Origin of the sequence: Endozoicomonas sp. ALC013 (assembly GCF_049310205.1) — a bacterium.
Classification (GTDB): domain Bacteria; phylum Pseudomonadota; class Gammaproteobacteria; order Pseudomonadales; family Endozoicomonadaceae; genus Endozoicomonas.
Window position 1 is genome coordinate 1 of sequence record NZ_JBLYNS010000237.1, and the last position, 4630, is coordinate 4630.

The window sequence follows — 4630 nt, forward strand, 5'->3', positions numbered from 1 at the left end:
CTTCCTGGTTTTGAAATCACCACCCACGTAATGAGAGGGACCCTGAATTTCAATTACCATGTTGTGATCTGGCAGTAGCAGGTCAACCGGAGGCAGTGAATTCAGACTCTTTTCTTCTTCGATCTTCAAAGATGGAATAGATGATTTGAGTTGATCACGGAAGTCGGCTTGGTTTTTTGAAATGATTGTCTGGTAATGGAGGACGACCGAACAGGTTCTGCCAAGCCAACTTGCGGCCATGGCAATGATGCGTTGATCCTCTTCATTGTCTGAGGATGTATTTTCCACGCGAGTAAACAGGTCATCCATGTGCTTTTCAAGCCAGTTATTGTTTTTGGAGTCCAGAGACAATCTGGCACAGCAAACCATTACTCCCCAAAGGGACATCAATATCTCTTGCTGAGAGAACTGAGGGTTGCCACTGATTCGGTAGACAAGCGATTTGAACGTGGATGTTACCACGTCCAGCTCAATGAGTTCGCCCAGTTTCGCCATGGCCCACAGCAGGTTGGCGATATGCTGGGGAATAAATTGGTCTTTGTTTGCGTTCACCTGAGTCAACAGCGCGGCCACGGTCTCGTTGAGTTCTGGTGTCTGCTTGAGCCCGTTATCCACCAGTTTCGCCATGGCCCACAGCAGGTTGGCGATACTCTGTGATTGAAAGTTAGCTTTCTGTGCTTTGACGTGGGGCAACAGCGCGGCTACGGTCTCTTTCAGACCTTGAGTCCGCTCCTGCCCACTGCCCATCAGTTTCGCCATGGCCCACAGCAGGTTGGCGATACTCTGTGATTGAAAGTTAGCTTTCTGTGCGTTGACGTGGGGCAACAGCGCGGCCACGGCCTCGTTGAGCTCTGGTGTCCGCTCCTGACCGTTGTCCACCAGTTTTGCTACGGCCCACAGCAGGTTGGCGATTTCCTGTGGTTTAAAGTGAGCTTTCTGTATGTTCACGTGGGGTAGCAGGGCGACCGTGGCCTCTTTGAGTTCTGGTGTCTGTTCCTGCCTGTTGTCTACCAGTTTCGCCATGGCCCACAGCAGGTTGGCGATTTCCTGTGGTTTAAAGAGAGCTTTCTGTGCGTTCACGTGCGGCAACAACGCGGCCACGGCCTGTTTGAGCCCTGGTGTCTGCTCCTGCCCGTTGTCCACCAGTTTCGCGATGGCCCACAGCAGGTTGGCGATACCCTGTGGTGTAAAGTCAGCTTTCTGTGCGTTCACGTGGGGCAACAGTGCGGCCACTGCCTCTTTGAGCCCTGGTGCCCGCTCCAGCCCGCTGCCCACCAGTTTCGCCATGGCCCACAGCAGGTTGGCAATACCCTGTGGTTTAAAGTGAGCTTTCTGAGCGTTCACGTGGGGTAACAGCACGGCCACGGCCTCTTTGAGCCCTGCTGTTTGCTCCTGCCCACTGCCCACCAGTTTCGCCATGGCCCACAGCAGGTTGGCGATTTCCTGTCGTGTAAAGTTAGCTTTCTGTGCGTTCACGTGGGGCAACAGCGCGGCCACGGCCTCGTTGAGTTCTGGCGTCTGTTCCTGCCCGTTGTCCACCAGTTTTGCCATGGCCCACAGCAGATTGGCAATATGCTGAGGAATAAATTGGTTTTTTTTTGAGTTCACGTGGGGCAACAATACGGCCACGGCCTCTTTGAACTCTGGTATTCGCTCCTGCCCGTTGTCCGCCAGTTTCGCCATGGCCCACAGCAGGTTGGCGATACCCTGGGCATTAAATTGGTCTTTCTGTGCGTTAATATGGGGCAACAGCACGGCCACGGCCTCTTTGAACTCTGGTGTTCGCTCCTGCCCGTTGTCCACCAGTTTGGTCATGGCCCAGAGCAGGTTGGCGGTATGCTGAGGGATAAATTGGTCTTTCAGTGCGTTCACGTGTGGCATCAGCGCGGCCACGGCCTTGTTGAGCTCTGGTGTCCGCTCCTGCCTATTGTCCACCAGTTTCGCCATGGCCCACAGCAGGTTGGCGACACCCTGGGCATCAATATCCCTGGCGTGAGGTTTTTGGTTGCACTTGAATATTATTGCGTCAAGTAGCGTTGACAATAAGGCAGCCTGAGTACGCTTGACACGCTCATCCATGGGGTCATGAGGGGTAAAAACACCGGCTGAAGTAAATGAGTGAAATGTTGTCGTCAGGCTTCGCCAATTCCAGCTTGGCGTTGCGGTAAAATTTTGCAGGAAACTGATCAGCTGGCTTTGTTCAGTTCGATTTAACGGTCTTTTAGCACCTGACGTGTATTTTTTAATTGAGCTGGCATATTGACCGTGATGCTTCCCATCATAGCGATGACCGATCCGATCAGATTGATTCACCAGACCATCCATTATTTCCTGTTTGATGAGGTTATTAAAATCCTGAGGGTGGTTTACTGAACGGCGTTGTAGATGTTGAAAAGAGCATGCGGCTGAAGAATAGTACAATTCATTACGCCCCGGGGCTGTGCGGGGGGGATGACCCCATTGCCTGACTGGGGCATGTCTAGATCGCCCACGGCTTGAAGAAGCGGCATGGTCCTTCGGTTGGTTGTCATCATTACCTGGTCTTGTGTATTGACCACTGATACCCGCAGAGCTTCTATCCATAATTATATTTCATTAATTCGTGAAAAATATGAGAAGCAGACTGCTGTTTTGTTCAAAAGTTCATTTTGCTGAAATATCTATAAACATAAAATATGGCTGATCTGCGCCGTGCTTTAAGAAAGTGATACAAAGCCATGCCCCTGTGGCGGGATATCTGCCCTGGTCTTTATTTGATCAATACATCGTTTAACTGAATTCTGGTTCAAAAGCCGGTTAACCGGAATTTCAACGACCTTAAATCCTGCTTTTCGCAGCAGTGCGATTTTCAATAGAGTAGAACCATTCCTGGTTTTGAAATCACCACCCACGTAATGAGACGATCCCTGAACTTCAATCACCATGTTGTGATCTGGCAGTATCAGGTCCGCCGGTGGCAATGAGTTCAGACTCTTTTCTTCTTCAATTTTCAAAGAGGGAATGCATGATTGGAGTTGATTGCGGAAGTCGGATTGAGGTTTTGAAATGATGTTATGGTAATGGGGGACGACCGGACAGGCTTTACCTAGCCAACTTGCGGCCATGGCAATGATGCGTTGATCCTCTACATTGTCCGTATTTTCCAGACGAGCAAACAGGTCATCCATGTACTTTTCAAGCCGGTTATTTTTATTGGCATGGGAGACCATTGACAACCGGGCACAGCATACCATTATTGCCCAGAGGGACATCAATATGTCTTTCTGAGAGAGTTGAGGATTTTCACTGATTCGGTAAACAAGCGATTCGAACGTAGAGGTAACATCCTCCAGCGCAACGAATTCTCCCAGTTTCGCCACAGCCCACAGCAGGTTAGCAATTTCCTGTGGTTTAAAGTTAGTTTTCTTTGCGCTCACACGGGGCAAAAGCAGTGCCACGGACTCGTTGAGCCCTGGTGTCCACTTCTGCCCGTTGTCCACCAGTTTCGCGATGGCCCACAGCAGGTTGGCGATGCCCTGGGTAATAAATTGGTCTTTCTGTATGTTCACTCAGGGCAAAAGAGCGGCCAGGGTCTCTTTGAGCCCCGGTGTCAGTTTTTGTCCGTTGTCTACCAGTTTCGCGATGGCCCACAGCTGGTTGGCAATTTCCTGCGGTTTTTTAGCTTTCTGTGCGTTTACGAGGGGTAACAGTGCGGCGATGGCGTCTTTAAGCACTGGTGTCCATTCCTGCCCTTTTTCCACCAGTTTGGCCATAGCCCACAGCAGGTTAGTAATGTGCTGGGCATTAAATTGGTCTTTCTGTGCGTTCACGTGGTGTAACAAAGCGACAACGGCCTCGTTGAACTCTGTTGTCCGTTCCAGCCCGTTGTCCAACATTTTTGCCATGGCCCACAGCAGGTTGGCGACACCCTGGGTATCTATATCCATGGCGGGAGGTTTTTGCTGGCACTTGAATATTATTGGATCAAGTAGTGTTGACAATAAGGCAGCTTGAGTACGCTTAACAACTTCATCCATGGGTTTAAGAGGGGTAAAAACACCCGCTGACGTCAATGAATGAAGTGTTGTCGTCAGGCTTCGCCAATTCCAGCTCCGTGTTGCAGTAAAATTTTGCAGCAAACGCATTAACTGGCTTTGTTCCGTTCGATTTAACGGCCTTTTAGCAGCTGATGAGTATTTTTTAATTGAACTGGCATATTGCCCGTGATTTCTCCCATCATAGCGATGACCGAAACGATCCGATTTACTGACCAGGCCAGCCATTATTTCCTGTTTGGTGAGATCATTAAAATTTTGAGCAGGTTTTACTGAACGGCGCAGTAGATATTGAGAAGGGCCTGCGGCAGAAGAATGGCAAAATTTATTACGCCCCGGGGTTGTGTGTGGGGTATCATCCCGCTGTCTGACCGTGACTTGTCTATATCGCCCACGCCTGGAAGCGGCATGGTCATTCGGTTGGTTGTCATTATTACCTGATCTTGCGTATTGACCACTGATGCCAGCAGAACTTCTATCCATAATTATATTTCATTAATTCATGAAAATATAAAATGAAGACTGCTGTTCTGCCCAGAAGTTCATTGTGCGGCAAAGTTTACTAGAGTCATGATGGGAGGAAGGCGATTACTGAC

3 protein-coding genes are annotated in these 4630 nt (G+C 49.8%); all 3 read right to left on the reverse strand.

Going from position 1 to position 4630, the window contains the following annotated elements; all coding sequences use genetic code 11:
* Positions 1-2583 (reverse strand): DUF1601 domain-containing protein (locus ACO6V1_RS22480; protein WP_422468693.1); only part of this gene is annotated, 2583 nt, incomplete at its 3' end.
* Positions 2584-2696: 113 nt separating this feature from the next.
* The gene (locus ACO6V1_RS22485; protein WP_422468695.1) at positions 2697-3548 is read right to left on the reverse strand and encodes an RAP domain-containing protein; all 852 of its coding nucleotides are present in this window, start codon (positions 3546-3548) and stop codon (positions 2697-2699) included.
* A complete protein-coding gene (locus ACO6V1_RS22490) occupies positions 3549-4517 on the reverse strand; it encodes a hypothetical protein (RefSeq protein WP_422463480.1) in 969 nt (322 codons plus the stop codon).
* Positions 4518-4630 lie beyond the last annotated feature (113 nt).